The sequence below is a fragment of the Paenibacillus sp. FSL H3-0329 genome (assembly GCF_037963285.1).
GTDB lineage: Bacteria > Bacillota > Bacilli > Paenibacillales > Paenibacillaceae > Paenibacillus_AQ > Paenibacillus_AQ odorifer.
This window is the reverse complement of sequence record NZ_CP150150.1, coordinates 951,325-972,201: the sequence shown is the minus strand read 5'-3', so window position 1 is coordinate 972,201 and position 20,877 is coordinate 951,325. Positions and strand designations below refer to the sequence as shown.

General features: G+C 45.2%; 17 protein-coding genes. 10 read left to right on the top strand and 7 right to left on the bottom strand.

Translation table 11 applies throughout. The features are described 5' to 3' along the window. Window positions 1–223 precede the first annotated feature (223 nt). From NSQ66_RS04235 to NSQ66_RS04210, 6 genes are all read left to right on the top strand, one after another. Entirely contained in the window at window positions 224–1,570 is a 1,347-nt protein-coding gene (locus NSQ66_RS04235; protein WP_038568815.1) for an extracellular solute-binding protein, read from the top strand. Window positions 1,571–1,677: 107 nt separating this feature from the next. After that, window positions 1,678–2,571, top strand: coding sequence for a sugar ABC transporter permease (locus tag NSQ66_RS04230; protein ID WP_036686923.1), 894 nt, complete (start codon window positions 1,678–1,680; stop codon window positions 2,569–2,571). A gap of 2 nt (window positions 2,572–2,573) precedes the next feature. Next, window positions 2,574–3,407, top strand: a complete 834-nt coding sequence (locus NSQ66_RS04225; RefSeq protein WP_051491485.1) for a carbohydrate ABC transporter permease — start codon at window positions 2,574–2,576, stop codon at window positions 3,405–3,407. Window positions 3,408–3,438: 31 nt separating this feature from the next. Further along, the gene (locus NSQ66_RS04220) at window positions 3,439–5,271 is read left to right on the top strand and encodes a sensor histidine kinase (RefSeq protein ID WP_076142372.1); all 1,833 of its coding nucleotides are present in this window, start codon (window positions 3,439–3,441) and stop codon (window positions 5,269–5,271) included. Between the two features lie 17 nt (window positions 5,272–5,288). Next, window positions 5,289–6,788 carry a response regulator gene (locus NSQ66_RS04215; protein WP_076142371.1) on the top strand — a complete coding sequence of 500 codons (1,500 nt, stop codon included), beginning with the start codon at window positions 5,289–5,291 and terminating at the stop codon, window positions 6,786–6,788. Further along, window positions 6,760–7,539, top strand: coding sequence for a fused MFS/spermidine synthase (locus tag NSQ66_RS04210; RefSeq protein WP_051491484.1), 780 nt, complete (start codon window positions 6,760–6,762; stop codon window positions 7,537–7,539). The genes NSQ66_RS04215 and NSQ66_RS04210 overlap by 29 nt, the downstream gene beginning before the upstream one ends. A 76-nt stretch (window positions 7,540–7,615) precedes the next feature. On the opposite strand, the gene NSQ66_RS04205 is transcribed toward NSQ66_RS04210, so the two are convergent. The 5 genes from NSQ66_RS04205 to NSQ66_RS04185 all read right to left on the bottom strand — a co-directional run bounded on the left by NSQ66_RS04205 (window position 7,616) and on the right by NSQ66_RS04185 (window position 13,158). Beyond that, window positions 7,616–8,503 carry a sugar phosphate isomerase/epimerase family protein gene (locus tag NSQ66_RS04205; RefSeq protein WP_036686914.1) on the bottom strand — a complete coding sequence of 296 codons (888 nt, stop codon included), beginning with the start codon at window positions 8,501–8,503 and terminating at the stop codon, window positions 7,616–7,618. A 36-nt stretch (window positions 8,504–8,539) separates the two neighbouring features. After that, window positions 8,540–9,562 carry a LacI family DNA-binding transcriptional regulator gene (locus NSQ66_RS04200; RefSeq protein ID WP_036686912.1) on the bottom strand — a complete coding sequence of 341 codons (1,023 nt, stop codon included), beginning with the start codon at window positions 9,560–9,562 and terminating at the stop codon, window positions 8,540–8,542. A 68-nt stretch (window positions 9,563–9,630) separates the two neighbouring features. Continuing rightward, on the bottom strand, window positions 9,631–11,208 hold the full coding sequence (locus NSQ66_RS04195; protein WP_036686909.1) for a DUF3502 domain-containing protein: 1,578 nt from the start codon (window positions 11,206–11,208) through the stop codon (window positions 9,631–9,633). An 80-nt stretch (window positions 11,209–11,288) separates the two neighbouring features. Then, on the bottom strand, window positions 11,289–12,185 hold the full coding sequence (locus tag NSQ66_RS04190; RefSeq protein ID WP_036686906.1) for a carbohydrate ABC transporter permease: 897 nt from the start codon (window positions 12,183–12,185) through the stop codon (window positions 11,289–11,291). Window positions 12,186–12,213: 28 nt separating this feature from the next. Continuing rightward, window positions 12,214–13,158, bottom strand: coding sequence for an ABC transporter permease subunit (locus NSQ66_RS04185; protein ID WP_305953532.1), 945 nt, complete (start codon window positions 13,156–13,158; stop codon window positions 12,214–12,216). 644 nt (window positions 13,159–13,802) lie between these two features. Here NSQ66_RS04185 and bglX point away from each other — a divergent pair. From bglX to NSQ66_RS04165, 4 genes are all read left to right on the top strand, one after another. Then, window positions 13,803–15,962, top strand: a complete 2,160-nt coding sequence (bglX, locus tag NSQ66_RS04180; protein WP_076100566.1) for a beta-glucosidase BglX — start codon at window positions 13,803–13,805, stop codon at window positions 15,960–15,962. Window positions 15,963–16,078: 116 nt separating this feature from the next. After that, window positions 16,079–17,047 (top strand): metallophosphoesterase family protein, encoded by a 969-nt coding sequence (locus NSQ66_RS04175; RefSeq protein ID WP_036686900.1) that lies wholly within the window; start codon window positions 16,079–16,081, stop codon window positions 17,045–17,047. A gap of 186 nt (window positions 17,048–17,233) precedes the next feature. Next, window positions 17,234–17,986 carry a 3'-5' exonuclease gene (locus tag NSQ66_RS04170; protein WP_036686897.1) on the top strand — a complete coding sequence of 251 codons (753 nt, stop codon included), beginning with the start codon at window positions 17,234–17,236 and terminating at the stop codon, window positions 17,984–17,986. Window positions 17,987–18,162: 176 nt separating this feature from the next. After that, entirely contained in the window at window positions 18,163–18,915 is a 753-nt protein-coding gene (locus NSQ66_RS04165; RefSeq protein WP_235219544.1) for a MerR family transcriptional regulator, read from the top strand. 82 nt (window positions 18,916–18,997) lie between these two features. On the opposite strand, the gene aroD is transcribed toward NSQ66_RS04165, so the two are convergent. Continuing rightward, a complete protein-coding gene (gene aroD, locus NSQ66_RS04160; RefSeq protein WP_036686891.1) occupies window positions 18,998–19,762 on the bottom strand; it encodes a type I 3-dehydroquinate dehydratase in 765 nt (254 codons plus the stop codon). A 61-nt stretch (window positions 19,763–19,823) separates the two neighbouring features. Further along, complete coding sequence (rbsK, locus tag NSQ66_RS04155) at window positions 19,824–20,753, bottom strand: ribokinase (protein WP_200870230.1); 930 nt, start codon at window positions 20,751–20,753, stop codon at window positions 19,824–19,826. Window positions 20,754–20,877: the final 124 nt, after the last annotated feature.

The following is a 20,877-nucleotide window of genomic DNA, read 5'->3' as shown; positions in this document are numbered from 1 at the left end:
GCATAGACTTCTCAAAAATAGCATAAGACTCAAATTAATTCATTGAACCCTTTTGATATTCTTTGTATTTTGTTATCTTATTGTTAGGTACATGCTAATTATAAACGCAGAAACAAAACAAATAAAGACAATAAATAATAATACAATACATTTATTAACGGCTTCGATAAAGCTATAATGTTCATGTAAACGCTAACAATAAAAACGAAAAGGGGATTAAGCTATGAGAAATAAGTTATTTTCGTTATCCTTTGTTATGATTATGGTCTTATCTTCAACGCTTGCTGGCTGTGGTTCGAATAATGACAACACCACGAATAACGGTGCTGCCGCAACTGATAAGCCCGCAGCAACTAACACAGAGAATACCGGCGGTGACACGAATGCAACTGCAGAACCTGCAGCAGGAGCTGATATCAGCGGCAAAATCACCTTCCTAACTAACAGAACAGACATGATCGGTAAAGAATATGACGAATATGTAAAGCGCTTTAATGAAAAATACCCGAACATTAAAGTCGAGTTCGAAGCTTCCCAAACCGACTATAACCAACAGGCTAAAGTCAGAATGGCCAGCGGCGAGCTTCCAGATGTTATGTTTATTCCTTCCATCCCTAACTCTGACTTGCCGAAATACTTTGCTTCACTGGATGATCTCGGTTTGAATGACCAAATCACCTTTAAAGACTTCAAATCCTTTGATGGTAAGCTGTACGGAATTACTACAGGGAACTCTACTTCCGGAATTGTTTATAACAAAAAAGCATTCACCGATGCCGGCATCACCGAAACGCCTAAGACTTGGGATGAATTCCTGGCTGCCTGCGAGAAGCTGAAAGCAAAAGGTGTCATTCCACTGTCCTCCAACTTCAAAGACAAATGGCCACTTGGTACTTGGGCTTATGATACACCACGCCTAATTGAAGGCAATCCCGACTTTCCTAATGCTAAGCTGAACTCTGAAACACCATTCACTATGGACAACGGTTACGGTAAAGCCTTTAGCCTGCTTAGTGAGCTCAACGAAAAAGGTTATCTGGAAAAAGACATCAACTCCACCAACTGGGAACAATCGAAAAAGGACATCGCTTCCGGCAAGTTCGCCATGTATTATCTTGGCAACTGGGTTATTAACCAAGTCATCGGAGCAGGCGCTGCTTCAGACAATGTCGGCTTCTTCCCATTCCCTTATGACAATTCGGGTAAACCATCTGCTACCCTAAGCCCTGACTTCTTCTATGCCGTTGCCAAAAACAGCAAAAATTTAGAGGCAGCTAAAGCCTTCGTAAAATGGATGATTGAGGATTCGGGCTATGAGGATTTCGCTGGCTTTATCTCTCCATTAAAAGGCAAGGAATCCAATCTGACTCAGCTGAAAGAATTCCAAGCTACCGGAGTAGAACTGGTAGAAGGAACTGTTGACGATGCGAAGGTTACAGAGATCGGTAACAAGGCACAACTGGATCTTCCTGCTGTAGTACAGGAATTCGTGCTTGCCAAGGATCCACAAACTGTATTAGACAAGTGGAATAAAGCTTGGGCTAAAGCCAAGAAGGACCTCGGCTATTAATTTGAGCTTGTGATTAGAAGTACAGAACGGCGCAAAATGGATTATTGCCTTTACGGATAATCCATTTTGCCTTTCCATACCACGCTTTTATGAAAGAAGGGCTAGCGATGTTCGGAACACTTTCCTATAACAAACAGAAGACTATAATCATTGTATCCTTCCTCACGATTCCATTGTTGCTGCTTGCAACATTCACGTATTATCCGGCACTTAAACTGATCTATTACAGCTTTACAAATTGGGATGGCTATAGTCCCGAAAAACCTTGGGTTGGCCTAGATAACTACCGCGAGGTCTTCTCCAATCCTGATATCTTCAAGGTTTTCACACATAACTTTGCTTATTTTGCAATGGGAATTCTCCAGAATATCGTTGCTATTTATTTTGCGGTTGTGCTGAATAGTAGACTAAAAGGGAAAAATGCATTCCGCATCTTACTTTTCCTTCCTTATATCATGAACGGAGTCGCTGTAGCCTTTATGTTCGGTTATGTCTTTGACACTACTAACGGTTCATTGAATATGCTCCTGAATAGCATTGGCCTGACCGGCCTCGGACAGACCAGTTGGCTTGGAACAGAAGGACTAGTCAACTACTCCCTTGCATCCACAGGATTTTGGCGTTTCATGGGCTACAACATGGTCATTTATATCGCATCCTTGCAGGCCATTCCACGTGACATTTATGAAGCTTCTAAGATCGATGGTGCCGGCTCCTTTCAAACGCTGTGGAGAATCACTTTGCCCAATATGAAGGCTGTTATTCAGCTTAATTTATTTCTTACCGTTACAGGGGCACTGGAAGTATTCGATCTCCCCTTCGTGTTGACCAAAGGTGGTCCAGCAGGGGCCAGCCAAACTTATGTACAACGGGTTGTCGATACCGCATTTGCATTTAACAACTACGGCCTTGCATCTGCAATGAGTATAATCCTACTCTTCTTTGTCGTCATCGTACTGCTCATACAACAACTTGTTCTTAGCCGGGGAGGAGATAAGTAGCTATGACACACTCTAAGTTTCGTTTTACAGATATCATTAAATACTTTTCGCTAATTATCGGCGTATTCGTCGTGCTCTTCCCTCCATATGTGGTCATCGTTAACGCCTTCAAATCGACCGAAGAATTCAACAGCAGTAGCTCCACCGCGTTGCCAAAAAGCTTTTTAAACTTCGATAACTTCATTGCCGTGTTTCAGCGTGGAGGTCTACTCAATGGCTTTGGCAACGTATTAATTATTATAGCTATCACTTTAATTCTGAACATTTTGTTCGGGACTATGGTAGCATTTGTATTAGGACGCTTTTCTTTCAAATTGAAACCCATTGTTTTCGGTGCTTATTTAGTAGCCACTATCATTCCTAGTATCACGACACAAGTAGCGACTTTTGGTATCATCAAAAATATGGGTCTTTACAATACGCTTGGCGCCCCGATCGTGCTCTATATTGGAGCAGATGTAATTCAAATCATTTTATACCTGCAATTTATCCGTAATATTCCCGTGGATCTCGATGAAAGTGCGATGGTAGAAGGTGCCTCTCTGTTCAGAATCTATCGGTCGATTATTTTCCCTTTACTTACGCCAGCAACGGCTACTTTGATTATTTTAAAAACCATTAGTATCTATAATGACATGTACATCCCTTATCTCTATATGCCTAAACAAAGCCTTGGTGTAGTTACGACGATCCTGATGCGTTTTCAAGGGGTCAATTCGGGGGAATGGAATTTAATCTGTGCAGCTATTCTGCTTATTCTGCTGCCAACAGTAATTTTATATTTCTTCCTGCAGCGTTACATCTTTGAAGGCGTAACCAGCGGAGCGGTCAAATAAGGTAGCTTATTACAGGAAAGGAACAACGCAAATGCTATCATACATCCGGTTAACTTTACGCAAAATGTGGTTGTTCCTTGCCAATCTACCGATGGAGCGCAAGCTGATCGTTATCTTTGTTTTTCTGATCTCTCTGCCGATCACTTATGTAAGTTATCTATCATCCCGCTCCATGTTCAACTCGGTTCTTGTGAATGCGACTGACGGTGCGGGTCAAATGACATCGAATGCTTCAGATACCATTGACCGGTATATTGCCGACCTCAAGAGATATACAGCCCTGCCGCTGTATAACACCGATGTGCAAGTCTACCTGACACAGCAAAATACCGACTGGGAAAAAAATACGGGCATGGCGATGTTCCTTAGCTATTTGAATCATACTAAGGAAGAGATCATTGCCGTGTATTTGGTAGACCAGTACGGTTCGGTCTTTTATGATAAGGACGCCGGAATTAATGAGCTGTATCCAGAGGAACGATTAGCTAAATGGAGAGCCATGAGTGAAGATGCCGGAGCGGCGCCTGTCATTCAGAGCAGACATACAATCCGTACCAACTCGAATGTCCATAAAGAGGTCTTTAGTGTTCTGCGTACGATTAACTCTGTAAGTACTTTGCAGAATATAGGAATTCTCGTTTTCGATGTAGACATCAATCTGTTTAAGGGTATTATCGATCCCGTAAATGCAGTTACGCAAGGAAATACGTTCATTGTAGATAACAATGGAGAACTGATCTATGCCAGTGAAGATTCAGCGGTTCCGAATCTGGCTGCCGATACACAAACTCTGAATACAAAGCTGTTGCTGCAGCAAGTAAATCAGCAGCAGGATCATTTTCAAATAGACTTGAATGGCCAGTCTTATCTTGCAGTGTATACCGTCTCGAAACAGACCGGTTGGACCACCATGGTTACGATTCCTTTAACACGTATCCTATCCCCTGTACAAAAGAATCGGAATACGCTTATCTTGACCACACTGATCATCATTGCCTTTGCGCTTTTTGTTGCGACTATAATTTCCCATGCCCTGACCAAACCCCTTAAATCCTTGGTCCGCCTAATGAAACGGGTGCAGCATGGTAATCTGGATGTCTGGCAGCATTCCAAATATAATGATGAGATTGGGATGCTGGGCAGTCATTTTAATCGGATGATCGTAAGGGTCAAAGATCTGTTACAAGAAGTATCCATCACGGAGAAACGGAAGCAGAAGGCTGATATGCGGGCACTTCAGAACCAAATCAATCCCCATTTTATTTATAACACGCTGGAATCCATCCGCATGCTTGCAGAAAGCAATGATGATCCACGTGTGGCGAAGCTAACCTATTTACTGGGACTTCAAATGCGTTACAGCATTGTCCGAAACGAAGAGGCTGTTACAATTAGACAAGAGCTGGATCATGTACGGAATTATTATCAGCTGCTGGAAATCCGATTCCCAGACAAATTCAGACTTAACATTGACGTGCCGGACGAACTCCTTCATCTTCCTGTTATTAAACTTGTCTTTCAACCGATCGTAGAAAATGCAGTCTTTCACGGCTTGGATCAAAAAGTAGGACTGGGCACCTTGAGCATCACCGCATGGAGCGAGCATGGAGATGCCGTTTTCTGTGTAGAAGATGATGGGATCGGTATGGATGAAGCTAATCTTCGTTCCTTAAACAATAGTCTGCAAACTGGAACGGACAATGAAAGGTTCGGGATTGGACTACGTAATGTAAATGAGAGAATCCGCCTGCATTACGGCAGCTCGTTTGGACTGCTTGTAGAGAGTGAGCTTGGAGTCGGCACTCGTGTTACCCTGCGCATTGAGGATATTAACGCTAAATATAGCGAAGATGAATTTATTTAGGAGAGGGGCTGCTCTGATTGCTGCGTATTGCGATTGTTGATGATGAGATCTTAATCCGCGAAGGACTGGCTCGAATGATCAGTAAAGAAAGCGCCGAATTTCTGGTCATCGGCACCTACTCCGACGGAAAACATCTATTAGATGAGTTAACCACACTTCAACTTGATGTCGTGATTACAGATATTCGTATGCCGCAAATCAATGGTTTGGAGCTGATTAAGCAGTTAAAAGCCACCCATCCGCAGATCTATTCTATTCTAATGAGTGGATTTGTTGAATTTAATTATGCCCGAGAAGCCATCCGCAGCTCAGCTGTAGACTATTTATTAAAACCAATCAATAAAGAGCAGCTGTTCGAGCTGCTATATCGGCTAGACAAAGAACGGCAGCTCGCGCGCGACAAGGAAGAACGCCACCGTTCCGGGCTTTTATTGACATTCTTACATATCGAAGAGCCCTCTTCCCCTCTACTATTATCCAGCCTTACCTTGCCCCAGACTTATTTCTCGGTCTTTGTCCTCAAAGGGAGCACCAGAGAAACCGTCTGCTCCTGTGCAGACAGTCTGCGGCAAGAGAAGGCGTTGAGCTTTGACAGCTTAGAGCCTCAAAAGGGACTATACGTGTGGATTGTATATTCTGCTGAGCCGCTGTCAGACAACGATTTAAAAGATATCGGTGACATTATGCGGATATCTGCGCACGGAAAGATCCTACATGTAGGTACCAGCGGTTGTTATAATGAGGTTTCCAAGCTTAGACAGGCATACCTAGATGCTAAACAAGCGTGCAACCTGGGCATATATAATCCGGAGCCTGTGCATTACGCGAATATTCAGGATATTCAACAGCCGGAGATAAACATCCTGGATCACTTTAATACAATTAGAGAACCGCTGATCCATAACCTGCAGATTCTGAATGTGACAGGCATCTTAGAATGGGTTCATGACCTGTTCTCAGTGTTGAAAGCGCAACAAGCCGGCCCTGACCAAATTCTCCGTGTCTGTCGATGGATTGAAGAAACCGCACAAAAGGAACTGCAAGAATTCGAGGCCCGCAATAAAAGTGCTCCCGACCTCAGGTTGGATGACAGAATCGCGTCCAGCTTAAGCTTTAGCGACATTGAGGAGATGTTTACCGCCCACTTTACAAATATTCTGACCGAAATCAGAACCCATCGTCTGGAAATGTCCGGTACAGCCATAGAAACCATCAAACGCTGGATATCCGCTAACTATAATCAGCATGCGGATCTGAACACTTTGGCGAATATGGTTTTTTTGACCCCAAGCTATTTAAGCAAGCTGTTCAAGCAAGAGACTGGACTTACACTGACGGACTACATCACCGAAATTCGGCTGCGCAAAGCCAAACATCTGCTCAAGAATGCTCCGGACCTAAAGGTTCACGAGATTGGGGCAGAGGTTGGATATGGCGACCCTGCCTATTTCAACAAGCTTTTTAAACGTGTTGTCGGGGTTACACCCAATGAATATAAACGAATTTCTATTGTATAAGGAGATTGATCACTTGCATTCAGAGCTTCAAAGAAATAGCGAAAATCATGAAATAACCGTCTACGACACAACAGAACTATATGGTGAAAAAGGCTCCTTCCGCGTTATGCAGTTCTCGAATCATGCCACTCAAGGTGCGATGGATCTTAATGACCCGCAACGAATTCTCTTTGAATATCCGCGGGCCATCATTCACTTCATGGAGTTCAACCTCCCCTCTTTTGAGGATGTTTTTCTTATTGGGCATGGAATTGGAACAATTGCCGGGCATTTTCCGGAGAAAAGATTTAAAGTAGCCGAGCTAGACAACGAAGTAGTCGAATTAAGCCGCCGCTGCTTCGGATATAGTCAAGATAACGTAGTGATCGGTGACGGACGTCAGATCCTTGAAGGTGAAAATCCGCAAGTATATGATTACATCATTTTGGACGCATTTACTGCCGCTGGTACACCAAGGCATTTAGTCTCCCGTGAATTTTTCAGTATTACCCGTTCGAAGCTAAACACAGGCGGATATATTCTCATGAATCTAATGGGAAAAGGTGAAAATGACCCGCTTATCAACGCGATTTATACGACGCTTACCGAAGAGTACGCCTATATCAAAGCCTTCTCCCTGCCTTCAGAAGGGGCCGCTGATATCCAAAATATCATTATGGTTGGCGGCAGCTCCCCTGTCCGCTTTCAAGCCCGCCATTTGGCAGGTTTCAAAGAAATACAGCTGGGACAAGGATATCTGATTCAGGATTAACTATAAAAAATGACCTCATCCTCCACTTCATTGTGGATTTCGAGGTCATTTTTGGGTTGTTTTCATATCGCACCATTTAAACCGGATTAGGCACAAAGCTGCCACCACGGCAATATTTCAAGTAATTCAGTGCATGCACCTGGCCGGTCATTTCCAGCTCATCACGATACACTGGATCATGCCAGCCTTCGATATCAATCGTACCTTTATAACCCGCTTGGCGCAGGATGGTGATTACATCTACCCAATTGGTATCCCCGAAGCCAGGGGTTCGATCCCATACATAAGGTTTGGGGCCATGAATACCGTATTCCTTGACGATGTCCCAAGCGATGGTCGCATCCTTGCCATGCACATGGAATACTTTATCCATCCATTTGCGCAGCTGCGGAAGCGGATCAATTAATGCGATCATCTGGTGGCAAGGCTCCCATTCCAATCCCAGATTATCTGCCGGAACGGCATTGAACATCTTCTCCCAGGCCGAAGGATTGTGAGCGATGTTCCACTCTCCGCTCTGCCAGTTTCCGCCCATAGCACAATTCTCAAAAGCAATTCGCAGGCCGCGATCTGCCGCTCTCTTCGCCAGTTCTCCGAACACCTCTGTAAACTTCGGGATGGACTCGTCAATGGACAAACCTGGCAATCGGCCGGTGAACCCGCCTATAATATCTGTGCCAAATAAATGTGCATGATCAATCAGCCGCTCCCAGCTGGCCAATGTGTCGGCATTGTCGCCGCTGCCATCCAGCGGATTGCCATAGATGCCCACAGAAGAGATGACAAAATCATGCTCAGCAGCTAACTCCCTCAGTCGTGCAGCCGTTTCGATCAAATCGGTTTCGCCGGTGGTCTGCCAAAAGTTCAGATTAAATGATTCAAATCCATGCCCCACAATTTGTGGAATGACCTTAACGGCTTCTCCACCACGAACAATCGTACCTATTCTCAGTGTATCTTGCATTTCGGTTCCACTCCAATAAAGGTTTATAGTGTGATCTTAACGAGGTTTAATCATCTTGCAGGAACCACGCTTGAGCAATACCGCATCATAGACAATATGCTGATGGTTTGACCGTCCGGAAATGAGGTCGAACAGAACACCTACACTGGATAAGGCCATTTCCGTACCCGGCTGGCTGATTGTATCCAGAGAAGGATGATAATATTCAGCCATCTCGATCCCGTCAAAGCCAATGATTGAAATGTCATCAGGGATAGATAACCCCGCGGTAAGCACCGCTTTGGCAGCACCGATGGCAATCGTGTCGGAAGCGGCAAATATAGCTGTAATTCCCTTGTTCTTGTTGAGCAGTCTTCGCGCAGCATTAAATCCCGAGCTGGGACTGTATTCACAATCCTCGACCAGCCCCGAATCGTAGGGCAGACCCTGCTCTTCGAGTGCTTTTTTGTAGCCCAAATACCGCCGGTTGCCCGTGGTTTCATCCAATAAAGGAGACTTGGCTAAAAAGCCGATATTCGTATGACCTAATGAGATCAAATAATTGGTAGCCTTATAGGCTTCCTTCGTTTCATTGATAATAACGCTGGAAAAAATAAGCGGGTTCACCTCCTGCGTTGAGGTGATCGTTGTCAGCACAAACGGAACCGTCAGCTGTTTGAACTTCTCTTCAGAATGATCATAGGTTCCACCCATGAAGATAATCCCGCACAGATTCTTCTCCTTCACCAGTTGAATAGCAGCATTGATTTCATCGGTCCCATCCTCTACTTGCTGGATAAGAAACGGGTAGCCCCGCAGATTGACCTGCCGTTCAATTTCTCTGATCATATTAGAGAAAAAAGGATTGGTAATCCCCTTGACCATAAGTGCAATGTTCTTAGATTGTGTAGTTTTCAAATTCCGCGCGTTGGAATTGGGAATATAATTGTATTCCTTAACCACACTCATCACTTTCTCACGTGTAGACTTGCTCACCGGTCCCTTGTTATTGATTACCCTGGAGACCGTCGAGATGCCCACACCGGAAATCCGCGCGATATCCTTGATATTTACATCCACTTTACTCCCCCATTTATGGGTAAAGGAGCTATATCGAATTATAGCTCCCTTACACCCCTTAACTTTCTTTAGTTGACAGGAACAAACGCAGCCAATTGCTTCTCTACTTCGGCAATGACCTTGTCAACTCCTGCTTTTTTCAGCTGATCGCGGTACTCTGCAACAGCTGCTTTTGGATCTTTGCTTGTTTTACCAAGCATCAATTGAATACCGAGCTGTGAATTTACGTTGGAAATTGAAGCAATTTCAGTTGTAACATTGGTTGGATCAAAGCTGAAGCCATTGTAAGGATCATCGATAGCCACTTTATCCCATTCTGCGAATAAGGAGTTACGGATTGGGTTTTCTGTATCCGTAGGAACTACGAATTTGTCATTACGAAGTGACCAAGCAGCGAAACCTCCGCCGTCCGTTTTATCATTGAAGCCTGCAGGCTGCTTTTTAACACCATTTTCCATCACATATTGTTTGCCTTCAATACCGTTTTGGATGAGGTTGTAGTAGCTTTCATCGGTCATGAACTTCTCGATCACCATCAGAGCGCGCTCTGGATTAGCTGAGTTCGTGCTGATTACAGTCGAGTTATCAACGCCCATTTTACGTTTGATCTTCTTATTAGCTTCCGCAAAAGTAAAGAAGTAAGGATCTGATTCCGGTTGTGCTTTCAAATCCGCACCGTATTGGCCGATCCAGTCCTGAGCATGAGTCAAATAACCTGCGGAGTTGGCTGCTCTGAAGTTATCCTTGCTGCCAAGGGTTGCAGACAGCACATCTTTACTCCAGTAGCCTTTATCCGCCCATTCACGCATCTTCACAGCCCAATCTTCAAATTCCTGAGTAAAGGCTGGATGGAAGACGGTCTTGTAGTCCTCTGGACTTTTGGTCACAAGATTCAGCTCATTCAAGGATATACCAGGTGCGTTAAGCCACATCCCTGTAGTATCTACGAGCATTCTGAACATATTGGCCGCATCTTCTGCCTTGCCGTTAATTGGCGGGAAGGACTCATTAGCAACCACATTATCCATGTATTTAACCATATCATCAATGGAAGTGATTTTGTCCATTCCATATTTCTTCAGCAAGTCAGAACGGTAGGCATAACCGGCAGGTGTATATTCGCTATAAAGACTTGGTACACCATAAATTTTGCCTTTGTATTTTGTATTTTCCCACACACTTTCCGGAATTTCCGCCTTCAGCTTAGGAGCAACTTTATCCAGCATTTCTGTAAGGTCCACTAGAGCACCTTCACTAGCCAATGTGAAATAAGACACCGGAGCTCCGGGAGATGCATGCGACATATCAAATTCTTCGCCTGAAGCAAATAGCAGCGGGTACTTAGTAGCGATATCCGGCCAGTCAATATACTTCACTTCAATCGTAGCGTTTAGATCAGCTTTGAGCTTCTTGTTAATCTCAGCGAGGATTTCTTTATTTTTAACTCCTTCGCTGCCCCACAGGTAGTACACCAGCTTAGCTTCCTTGGAAGTATCCACTCCGCCTGCATTGGCTGAAGCCTCTGGAGCTTTCGTGGCTGCCGGATCATTACTCGGCTCATTGTTGTTCTTGGATGTGCAGGCTGTCAGTGCTCCAGTAAGCATGAGGACAGCAATTAAAGAAGACGCGATCTTTTTACCTTTCATTTAGGTAAGCCTCCCTTTTCTCTTCTATTTATGAAACTTTCATTTATAATAAACGCTCTTCGAAAAGAAGATTGCGTCCATTAACCCTTTACAGCCCCGATGGTGAGGCCTGTTACGAAATAACGCTGTACAAATGGATACAGGAGAATAATCGGTCCAGTGGCCAGCACAGCTGTAGCCATCTTGATGGATTGCGTCGGAAGATCAGCAGTATTGATGACCGCTCCCGAGTTGATTAGCGCTCCTAAGTTCGTCTGATTGACCATTCGCTGCAAAAAGTATTGGAGCGGATATTTCGTCGGACTGTCAATATACAACATCCCGTTATACCACTCATTCCAGAAGCCTAGTGCTGAGAAAAGCCCGATGGTAGCCAAGGATGGAACCGCCAGCGGAATAAATATCCGCCAATAGATGCGAAAGTCGCCAGCACCGTCAATGGTAGCGGATTCATATAAGGAATCCGGAATCGCCTTCATGAAATTACGCATCAGGAAGATGGACCATGCGCCAACTACACCTGGCAGAATCATAGCGAATAAGCTGTCCTTCATATGCAGGTGCTTCACCATCAGGATGTATGTCGGAATCAAGCCGCCACTGAATAGTGTTGTAAAGTAAATCAAGAAGGAAAAGAAGTTGCGGTACTTGAAATCCTTACGGTTGAGCACGAATCCGGCCATCGACATCATAAACAGTCCGAGTACCGTACCCACTACGGTAATGAAGATAGTTACCTGATAAGCATTCACCAGCTGAGTAGAGTTGTTGAATAGCATCTCGTAAGCTTTAAAGGAAAATGCCTTCGGCAGCAGCTTATAACCTTCACGAACAATTTCCTGCTCGTTCATGAACGATGAGGAGATCATCAACGCGAAGGGGAATAAACAGAATAGCGCAAAGATTGCGATACAGATATAACTGACTGCTTTTATGAGAATGCTTCCGGAATCCTGTTTGATGGTCGTATTTTCCATATTTATCACCCCTGTTTCGTGTCTAGTCTTAGAACAAAGCGCTGTCCGGTTCTACCTTACGTACAATAAAGTTAACCACAAGCACCAGAATCAGGCCGAATAAGGATTGGTAGAAGCCCACTGCGGCACCCATAGAGAAGTTGAATTGTCCCACCAGTGAACGGAAGACATAGGTATCGATGATATCTGTCTGCGGATACAGTACGGAGTTCGTACCGATCAGATTATAGAAAAGGTCAAAGGATCCCTTGAGAATTCCACCCATACCGAACAGTAGAAGCAGAATAAAGGTTGGCTTCAGAATCGGCAAGGTCATATAACGGATTCGCTGCCAGGTAGTCGCTCCATCCATATAAGCAGCCTCGTACAGATCATGATTAATTCCTGTGATCGTTGCCAGATAAACAATCATTCCATATCCGGTACCCGCCCAGATCTTGAAAGCCACAATAATATATTTCCAGATGCCCGGATCGGAATAGAACTCGTAACGGTCTAGCCCCATTCCAGTTAACATCGTATTGATAAACCCGGAATTGAAATTGAATATATTGTAGGCAAACACACCGACGATAACCATGGAGATGAAATTCGGTAACAGGATAACGGATTGTGATATTTTTTTGAACCACTTGCCTGAGATCTCAGACAACATAATGGCAAATACTATTTGAATGATATTACCTAGAGCTAGAAAGACGATATTATAGAGCAGCGTATTTTTGGTAATATTCCATAGATCCCCATTTTGAACCAGAAACTCAAAGTTCTTAAGGCCGATAAAGTTACTTCCAAAAATCCCCTTATTGAGCTTGTAATCTACAAATGCGACGTAAGCTCCAGGCATTACAGCATAGTGAAAGATAACGAAATATACGATTACAGGCAGCAACATTAGAAAAAGAACTTTGTTCTTAATGACTTCCCGAACAATGTTTCCACCCACAAGCTTCAGTCTCGCCAAAGTGCCCACCTCCAATTTGAAAGATGCATTCAGTCACATGCATAAATTACCTTCCTTTCTTGTCCAGCAGCCAGAATAAAAACAGTTTGCCCAACCTTCATAAAAAAGTGTATCGAGCGTTGTAGAAACGTTTCCAGTGTTTCTGTAAAACTCTCTGTGTGAGAAGCATACTCCCAAAATGTATGCGCTGTCAATTCATTTTATTTTTGAATTACAAGTACTAAAGTTACATTTTTCACGTAAAAAAATATAAATTAGCTGTTTTTCCAAAGGCGATTGACTTTTTTTGGTGTTCAGACTAATATCGAGGTGTATCGTTTGTGGAAACGTTTTTATACTTTTCTTTCATAGACATGTCAGTCTCCATATGTAACATCTTAATGATGCAATCCTCTTCTGATTTAATTCATGCCTCATCCCTGTATCCGAAGAGAGAAATGCTATGATTTTCACAACAATTGAACCTGATTATAGCGCAGGCCCATTCCGCATCTCGGAGCTGCGTGCCAGGAGAGTTAACGGTTCACTCCCATCCTTATCGCCTATATAACGTAAGCTTTGCAAATAAAAATCATGCTTACGCTGCCCGGCGGGGAACTACACATCTATTTAACAAACTAACTTTCGATGCGCTCACGAGGAAGGAGTTAACCATGACTAAAACGTTTATCCAAGATCTTGTGAACGATATGACCCTGGACGAAAAGCTGGCCCAATTAACCCAGCTAGGTCCTCACTATTGGGGTTTGGACGATACCGTGGATTTAACCGGACCATTTAAGGAACTGAACATTAAGCCGCAGGTAATGAAGAACATCGGAAGTGTTCTGAACGGTATTGGAGCTAGGAATGTTATCGAGCAGCAAACCCGACATTTGCAAACCAGCAGACAAAAGATTCCTCTGCTCTTCATGGCGGATGTCATTCACGGCTACCGGACCATCCTCCCGATTCCGCTGGCCATGGGCAGCAGCTTTGACCTTGAAGCCTGTGAAAGGTTTGCCGAAATCGCCGCCAAGGAAAGTGCGGCTGCCGGTATTCACGTTACCTTCTCGCCCATGACTGATCTCGTACGCGACCCGCGCTGGGGACGCGTCATGGAGACATCTGGTGAGGATCCCTATCTGAATGCCCGTGTCACCGAAAGTATGGTGCGGGGTTATCAGGGCAAAGACCTAAAAGAAAAAGGACGCATCGCTGCCTGTGTGAAGCATTTCGCTGGTTACGGTGCTCCCGAAGGCGGACGGGAATACAACACAGTGGATATGTCTTCCGGCGTATTGCGTGAGTTCTACCTGCCAGCCTATAAGGCTGCCGTAGATGCTGGAGTGGCCATGGTTATGGCCGCATTTAATACCATTGACCGTATCCCGGCAAGTGGTAATTCCGAGCTTCTTCGCGGGATTTTACGGGAAGAATGGGGCTTCAACGGCGTTACCATCGCCGATTTCAATTCCGTTAATGAGCTGATTCCCCATGGCGCCGCGATAGATGGCAGTGAGGCAGCGGAGAAAAGTCTGGCTGCTGGGCTGGATATTGAGATGATGTCCACTCACTATCTAAACCACGGCGCTGCTCTGGTCGAGGAAGGCAAGCTTGACATCGCCTTGATCGATGAAGCCGTCATCCGGGTGCTGGAGCTCAAGGATGCGCTCGGCCTGTTCGATAATCCATTCAAGGATGCAGATCCGCTGGTGGATGAGGCTCCGAAACCTAGCGCTGAGCATCTGCAGGCCGCACGGGAGCTTGGAGCTAGCTCAGTTGTGCTGCTCAAAAACGACAATGAAGCTCTGCCCCTTAAACGTGGCATGAAGATTGGTCTGGCTGGTCCTTTCGCCACCTCCATTCATGTGCTGGGCGGTTGGGCCGGGACAGAAAAAGATCCGGCTGTATCACTCTACACCGGCATTTTGCAAAAAACATCTGCCGAAGATATACTTACGGCCATGACTGGTGAGCTGGGAAGCATGCTTGAAGGTGTTTTTGATGTGGAGGATGAAATCGAGGACGCCTACCAGCAGCTGAAGGATTGTGATGTAATTCTCGCCGCTGTCGGTGAGAATCAGCAGGATACCGGGGAAGGCGGAAGTAAAGCCAATCTCCGCCTATCGGCCAATCAGGAGAAGCTGATCTGGCGTCTGAAGGATACCGGCAAAAAGATCGTCACCATTGTATTCAGCGGCAGACCACTGGAGCTGAAACCCGTTCTTGATGCCAGCGACGCTCTGCTGCAGGCTTGGTTTCTGGGTACAGAGTCAGGAAATTCATTGGCCGATGTGCTGTTCGGAGACTATAATCCTTCCGGACGTTTATCGATGAGCTTCCCCTACTCGGTTGGGCAAATTCCTGTCTATTACAACGCTTATCAAACGGGACGACCTTATGATCCTAAGTATCCTAATGTGCGTTACGTGACCCGTTATCTGGACTGCCCGAATGACCCGCTGTTCTGTTTTGGTTATGGCCTGAGCTATTCCAAGTTTGCTTACAACAGCTTCAATGTTGAAGCTGCGGATCGGGTGGTTACCTCCATTGAAGTAGAGAATACTTCGGACATCGCCGGCAAGGAAACCATTCAGCTCTACATCCACGACGTCAGCGCAAGTGTCGTGCGCCCGGTCAAGGAACTGAAAGGCTTCCAGCAGATTACACTCGCACCGCATGAGAAACAGGTGGTTTCCTTCGAAATCACCAGAGAAATGTTAATGTTCTACGGAAAAGACGATCAGTTGGTCTTCGAGCCTGGGGAATATGATATTATGATCGGTAGAAACTCTGGAGATCATTGCACTCAGCGGATCTGGATCGGTTGACCTGCGTATAGCTATGCTTCTAACGACGTCAGCCCTTATTGCCCTCTTGGCGCAATGAGGGGTTGGCGCCTCCACAGCTTGCTATTCAATATTCGATAGTAAGGGAGATTATTCTAATGAGACACAGTTTATCATTTCAGCAAGATGGCACTTTTAAAATCGTACAATTTACAGATCTGCACTGGATGGATGGAAGAGCTGAGGATCAGCTTACCCAGGCACTGATGGAACGCATTCTGGATGCGGAACAACCTGATCTTGTGGTTTTCACGGGAGATCTTATTTACACTGGTCCTGTATCACCGGGAAACAAGGCATGCGAGCACCCCGCACAAGCATTTCGTGAGGCTGTCGCTGCCGTGGAGAGATCCGGCATCCCTTGGACCTTTGTATTTGGCAACCATGACACAGAAACTCTGATTTCAAAGAGTGAACTGATGCAAATTGCCCTGGAACATCCCCACTGCCTGACCGAAGCCGGTCCAGAAGAGCTGGAAGGCTCGGGCAATTACACTCTTGAAATTAAAGATCAGGAAGACCACGCGGCCGCTATTTTGTATTTTCTAGACTCTGGCGGCTATTCCGAGTATGAGGATATCCCGGGCTACAATTGGGTTGGGCGGAATCAGATCAACTGGCTGACGGCTGAATCTGCGCGGGTGAATCCGAAAACTGCTGAGAACAGGCTGCCTGCCTTGGCTTTCTTCCATATCCCAATTCCTGAATATCGGGATGTCTGGTCTACACAGGTCTGTCATGGGCATAAGTTTGAGCGTGTATGCTCACCTGAGGTGAACTCGGGCTTATTCTCGGCTTTGCTGGAAATGGGTGATGTGCTTGGCACCTTCTGTGGACATGACCATATCAACGATTTTAGCGGCAACCTGTATGGCATACGTCTTTCTTATGGCCGTGCTACCGGCTACAATACTTATGGAAAAGAAGGCTTTATGCGGGGAGCACGCGTCATAGAACTGGTCAAAGGCACCCAAGACTTCAATACCTGGCTTCGTCTTGATGACGGATCTGTTATAAATGAACAGCCGATTCATATGCCTGAACCTGCTGCCGATTCAGGACATTAATCTTTTATAGGATTAAATTTAAATACTGATTAAATGAACCAGTGCGCAAATGTTGTGCTGGTTCATTTTTTTGTGCAAATATTAGCTTGTCTCCATATTCCCCATTACATCACTTTTTTTGTTAAAATAGAGAAGTCGACGTATTAAGCACTACAGCGTCAGTCATGGAAACGGAGGCAAGTACCTGTGGATTATATTATTCTGGACATCGAATTCAACGGCCGTAAGTTTGCCAGCGAGCACCCTATGGAGGTCATTGAGATTGGAGCCGTCCGGTTAGACTCTTCACTGCAGTATAAGGATGAATTTTCTTCCTTGATCAAACCTATATATTTCTCCACCCTGAATTCCTTTATTAAGAAAAAAACCGGTATCCCTCAAGAGGAAATCGACATTGCCGCCCGCTTCCCCAAAGTCATCACTGCTTTTAGAGAGTGGCTTGATCTAAGTACAGATGGAGTTCTGCTGCTTACCTGGGGTGGCGAAGATATGAAGCGAATCATTCAGGATGTGCGCATGCACAAGATGGACGAATCCTACTGGATGTCCGCTACGTATTTCGATTTGCTCAAAGGAGTTCTACGTGCGCGTGGTCTTAGCAATGATGTCAGCGTGGAAAGCGCGATGGCATTGTTTGAGCTTGAGCCTACTGGATCTGCACACCGGGCGCTGGATGATGCACGGATGACGTCAGAGATCTTCCGCGCCGTGTTTAAGGATCTGGATTTTGAACGTTCACAGCATTACGTAGATACCTTCTCCAATGCCAAAGAACGCAAAACAGTTAAGGTAGCCATTAAGGCAATGACCTCACAAAAAATTGTACCTACCTGGGACCTTGTCGTTGAACACTACTTCTCAGACAAAGCAACCCTTGCGGACCCTCGCAAGCTGGAGGAATTGCACAATTATTTCACAGCACAAATGGGCCATAAATAAATTCAGGCAGCAGCAAAGCTCAACATTATAGACTTATTCATAGCAGCGGCAGACTTCCCCATGATCATTCAGAGGGTAGCTGCCGCTGTTTTGGATATGCTAAAAAAACCATTTGACCTTCACGTTACGTAAAGGTGTACATTTGAATTGTAGGAGGTGATACTACGGAATACACAGTGCAGAAGCTCGCAGAGTTAGCTGGAATCAGCACACGGACCCTGCGCTACTACGATGAGTTTGGCATTCTTAAGCCGGCGAGAATCAACTCTTCAGGGTATCGTATCTATGGCCGTACCGAAGTAGATCTACTACAGCAAATTTTGTTTTATCGGGAGCTTGGCTTAAGTCTGGAACGTATCAAGGCTATTATGACAGAGCCCTCATTCGACGGAGCCAAAGCGCTGCGGGAGCATCATGACAAGCTACTGGAAAAAAGACAGCAATTAGATCTATTAATCGCTAACGTCGAAAAGACGCTGGCTCAAAAAGAAGGGAGAATTACCATGAGTGATACTGAAAAATTCGAAGGCTTTAAGCAAAAGCTGGTAGATGATAACGAAAAGAAATATGGCCAAGAAATAAGGGAGAAATACGGAGATGACACCATTAATCAATCCAACCAAAAGCTTAAAGGGATGACAGAAGAACAATATGCAGCTATACAACAGCTTGAGGAAGAGATGTTCGAAACGCTCTTGCAAGCGATGGAGCATGGAGATCCTGCCAGTATATTGGCGCAAAAAAGTGCTGACCTACACCGTGAGTGGCTCTCCTTCTACTGGAATTCCTATTCCAAAGAAGCTCATGCTGGTGTTGCACAATTGTATGTTGATGATGAACGTTTTACCGAATACTATGACAAGCGCCACCCTGGACTCGCTGCGTTTCTAAGAGATGCCGTACATGTATATACGGGAAAAAATGCGTAAGCGCACCAACAATACTTTAAAATAGAAAAAGGCATCCGGATATTCCGGACGCCTTTTTTTGCGGCAATATCAACAGCAGAAATCACAGACTGCGGTGCAGCAGTGACAATGTATTCCGAAGCTCAACCACAGCTACCTGTCCAGGTGCAGAAGGTTTATCTGCAGCTCCGAAGGTAAGCGCTGAACCGAAAATTTCACCAGCTAAACGGCTGATCACCCCGGCTCCCGCCATAGACATCGTTATAATTGGGCGGTCTGCATATTTTTCCTTCATGATGTGTGTAGCTTCCAGCAAAGTTAGCACATCGCCTGCATCTCGGGGCATAACGGCAATTTTGGGCAAATCCCCGCCAAGCTCCTGCGCCTTGCATAACCGCGAGATGATCTCCTCTTTAGGAGGTGTTCCCTGAAAATCATGATTTGAAATAATGACAGATACATTATGAGTATGAGCAGCTTCGACCAATAGCTTTACATCCTGCTCATCATTAAATAATTCAACATCTATTATATCTACTAGACCGCTCTCGGCAGCAGCTTTATTCAGTGCTGTGTAATATTCCGTGCTGACTTGCTTCTCTCCGCCTTCTTTTGCACTCCGAAAAGTAAAAATCAGCGGCAGATCTGGAATCACAGAACAGATTTCGCTTAGTGCGTTCTTAACAGAAGCAACGTCTTCCACTTCAGCAAAAAAATCCGTCCGCCACTCCACCAAATCAGGTTGCAGTACTTTCAGCGCTTCAGCTTCCTGCTTCAGCTCAGACAAGGTCGCTCCAATTAGCGGAACACATATCTTAGGGATTCCTTCGCCGATGATCACATTTTTAACGGTTACTGTTCTGCTCATTATTTAAGCTCCTTATCCTATCTCATCTAGTATAGATCTTGAGTATCCTGTACTGTCTATTCTACAGCGATTTACGATTTAGAAACTGCTCGACCTCGGACAACTGCGGCAATGAAGGGATCGCCCCTTCTTTCCCTACAGCCAATGCACCTACAGCATTAGCGAAGCTCACGGCTTCCTCCAAGGTCTTTCCTAAGACTAACTGCTGGGCTAATGCGCCATTAAATGAGTCTCCGGCAGCAACTGTATCTACCGCCTTTACCGGGAAGCCTGGAACAGCCTTGGCTCCTTCAGCATTCACAATCAGAGCGCCTTTTGAGCCCAAGGTTACGATAACGTTCTGTACTCCTTTTTGCAGCAAAATACGGGCTGCCTGCTCAGCAGTCTCTGCGCTATCCACAGTCATTCCGGACAAAATCCCGGCTTCTGTCTCATTAGGTGTCAGGTAAGATACCTGAGCCAGCATCTCATCCTTTAGCACTCTAGCTGGTGCAGGATTAAGGATCACCGGAATCCTCTTACGATGGGCAATCGCAATCGCCTGCTCACTCATCGCCAGATCCATTTCAAGCTGCAGCACAATGATCTTAGCCTGGCTAATCACAGCCTCCAATGCCTGAATATCCTCTACCGTAAGCTCAATATTCGCTCCAGGTACCACGATAATCCGATTTTCTCCATCTTCTTCAATAACGATCGAAGCGACTCCTGTTGCCTGATGTTCACTTACAGAAATATGCTCTATATGAATGCCTTCATTCCTGATAATCTCCAGCATTTCGCTACCAAAGGTATCTTTTCCAACTCTTCCGATCATACTAACCTCTGCACCCAGACGTGCTGCGGCAACGGCCTGATTTGCCCCTTTTCCGCCAGGAGATAGAGCAAAGGCTTGTCCAATTAGGGTTTCTCCAGCATCCGGTGACCGGTTTGTACGTACTACCATGTCCATATTCAAGCTTCCAATCACAACTATATCCAACTTAGACACCACCATTAATTATTTCTTCAATCTCTTTATCTTAGGGGCTTCTGTCCACTTTATCAATCAATTCCGCTCAATTGGATTCAAAATGGTTGTTTTCACCAAATTGACGTTATGCTTTTATTCATCG

Bases quoted from the DNA above. Each gene is read 5' to 3' on its own strand.
- NSQ66_RS04195 (WP_036686909.1), bottom strand. From the start codon at position 11,208: ATGAAAGGTAAAAAGATCGCGTCTTCTTTAATTGCTGTCCTCATGCTT.
- NSQ66_RS04175 (WP_036686900.1), top strand. From the start codon at position 16,079: ATGAGACACAGTTTATCATTTCAGCAAGATGGCACTTTTAAAATCGTA.
- NSQ66_RS04210 (WP_051491484.1), top strand. From the start codon at position 6,760: ATGAATATAAACGAATTTCTATTGTATAAGGAGATTGATCACTTGCAT.
- NSQ66_RS04235 (WP_038568815.1), top strand. From the start codon at position 224: ATGAGAAATAAGTTATTTTCGTTATCCTTTGTTATGATTATGGTCTTA.
- NSQ66_RS04205 (WP_036686914.1), bottom strand. From the start codon at position 8,503: ATGCAAGATACACTGAGAATAGGTACGATTGTTCGTGGTGGAGAAGCC.
- NSQ66_RS04190 (WP_036686906.1), bottom strand. From the start codon at position 12,185: ATGGAAAATACGACCATCAAACAGGATTCCGGAAGCATTCTCATAAAA.
- NSQ66_RS04225 (WP_051491485.1), top strand. From the start codon at position 2,574: ATGACACACTCTAAGTTTCGTTTTACAGATATCATTAAATACTTTTCG.
- aroD (WP_036686891.1), bottom strand. From the start codon at position 19,762: ATGAGCAGAACAGTAACCGTTAAAAATGTGATCATCGGCGAAGGAATC.
- bglX (WP_076100566.1), top strand. From the start codon at position 13,803: ATGACTAAAACGTTTATCCAAGATCTTGTGAACGATATGACCCTGGAC.
- NSQ66_RS04230 (WP_036686923.1), top strand. From the start codon at position 1,678: ATGTTCGGAACACTTTCCTATAACAAACAGAAGACTATAATCATTGTA.
- NSQ66_RS04220 (WP_076142372.1), top strand. From the start codon at position 3,439: ATGCTATCATACATCCGGTTAACTTTACGCAAAATGTGGTTGTTCCTT.